Source organism: Hymenobacter coccineus (assembly GCF_001816125.1).
In the GTDB taxonomy this organism is placed as follows: Bacteria; Bacteroidota; Bacteroidia; order Cytophagales; family Hymenobacteraceae; genus Hymenobacter; species Hymenobacter coccineus.
On record NZ_MDZA01000264.1, the window covers coordinates 1 to 1823 of the forward strand.

Consider the following 1823-nt stretch of genomic DNA (forward strand, 5'->3'; position numbering starts at 1 on the left):
GGCGCCGGGCTCGCGCCACACGGCCAGCGGGCGGCCCGTGCGCAGGGCCCCCGCCACGAGGTGGCGCAGCCGGGCCAGGGCCCCCAGGCCGGCCGCGGCGGCCGGCCACGGCAGTACGCGCGGTTCGGGAAGTGGGGTGGAAGGGTTAGTCAAAACAGGAAGGACAAGGCGTGCGGGGCCGGGGGCGGGTCAAAGGGCGGACAGCCGGCCCCCGCAACTGACAACTAAAACCTAACGGGGCAAGTCAATCACGGCCATCGTGATGCGGCTGAGGCAGACCAGGGCCCCCGTTTCTTCGTGGGTGATGCGGATTTCCCACACCTGCGTGCTGCGGCCCACGTGCACCGGCGTGGCCCGGCCGCGCACCCAGCCGTCGCGCACGCCCTTGAGGTGGTTGGCGTTGATTTCCAGGCCCACGCAGGCTTGCTTGGTGGGGTCCACGCGGCTGGCGGCGCCGATGCTGCCCAGCGTTTCGGCCAGCGCCACCGAGGCGCCGCCGTGCAACAGGCCCATGGGCTGGTGGGTGCGGCCGTCCACGGGCATGCGGCCCTCGATGCATTCGTCGTTGAGAACGGTCAACTCGATGCCAAGGGCATCGGCCAGGGTGGGGCGGGTGGCCGTCCAGGCTTTTACTTCGTCGAGGGTCATTTTTGGCGCGTAGTTGTTCGCAAGCAATGGGTAGGCTGTTCATTGCGTCTGGCAACTGCCAACGAACAACTTGAAACAGGAACCCGTACTTTAAGTCATTGTTCCGCAAAACTACCCCGAAACGTGAGGCCCCGGACCATCTTCCTGCTGCGCCACGGCCAGACCGATTTCAACGTGCAAAGCATCGTGCAGGGCAGCGGCGTCGACTCCGACCTGAACGACACCGGCCGCCGCCAGGCCGCGCAGTTTTTTGCCGCCTACGGCCACGTCCCGTTCGCTAAGGTGTACACCTCGGCGCTGCGCCGCACCCGGCAATCGGTTCAGGGCTTCCTCGATTTAGGCCTGCCCCACGAGGCGCACACGGCCCTGAACGAAATCAGCTGGGGCCGCCGCGAGGGCACCCGCATCACGGTGGCCGAGGACGCCGAGTACCGCGCCACGCTGGCCGCCTGGGCCGCCGGCGACGATAGCGCCCGCCTCGAAGGCGGCGAAAGCCCGGCCGAAGTGGCCGCCCGCCAGCGCCCGTTCATCGAGCTGCTCAAGGCCCGCGCCGACGAAGAAACCGTGCTCGTGTGCCTGCACGGCCGGGCCCTGCGCGTGCTGCTCTGCCAGCTGCTGCATTACCCACTCAGCTGCATGGATGGCTTTGAACACAGCAACTTGTGTTTGTATAAGCTGGAGTATACGGGTACGGTGTTTACGGTAAAAAATTTCCTCGATACCGCCCATTTGCAAAGCTGAGCGCGGCTGCCGGTGGCGGTGGGGCCCCGGCCGGTTGGCGCGCCCAACTTTTCGGGCTAATTTTGGCCCAATCAACCCAAGCGCGACAACCCGATGGCCGAAATCATAAAAATGCCCAAAATGAGCGACACGATGACCGAAGGCGTCATCGCGGCTTGGCTCAAAAAAGTGGGCGACGAAGTTAAATCCGGCGATATCCTGGCCGAAGTCGAAACCGATAAGGCGACGATGGAGCTGGAAAACTACGACGACGGTACCCTGCTCTACATCGGCCCGAAAGAGGGCGAAGCCGTGGCCGTGGACGGTGTGCTGGCCATTGTGGGCAAGCCGGGCGAAGATTTCGCGGCGCTGCTAAACGGCGGTGGGCCCCCGCGGCCCCCAAAGCCGAGGCTGCTCCGGCCCCCGCCGCGCCGGCCCCCGAGGCCCCCAAGCCC

The 1823-nt window shown here is 66.2% G+C and carries 3 protein-coding genes; 2 read left to right on the forward strand and 1 reads right to left on the reverse strand.

Annotated elements, in window-relative coordinates; all coding sequences use genetic code 11:
• Positions 1–231: 231 nt before the first annotated feature.
• Positions 232–648 (reverse strand): hotdog fold thioesterase, encoded by a 417-nt coding sequence (locus BEN49_RS14670; protein ID WP_070744615.1) that lies wholly within the window; start codon positions 646–648, stop codon positions 232–234.
• A gap of 123 nt (positions 649–771) precedes the next feature.
• Here BEN49_RS14670 and BEN49_RS14675 point away from each other — a divergent pair, with 123 nt between their 5' ends.
• Together BEN49_RS14675 and BEN49_RS14680 are read left to right on the forward strand one after the other, a co-directional pair.
• Entirely contained in the window at positions 772–1389 is a 618-nt protein-coding gene (locus BEN49_RS14675) for a histidine phosphatase family protein (protein WP_070744617.1), read from the forward strand.
• 93 nt (positions 1390–1482) lie between these two features.
• A partial coding sequence (locus BEN49_RS14680; RefSeq protein WP_317040459.1) for a biotin/lipoyl-containing protein occupies positions 1483–1823 on the forward strand: 341 nt, incomplete at its 3' end.

What these genes read in the sequence shown, in the direction of transcription:
- BEN49_RS14670 (WP_070744615.1), bottom strand. Translation starts at nt 648, where the DNA reads ATGACCCTCGACGAAGTAAAAGCCTGGACGGCCACCCGCCCCACCCTG.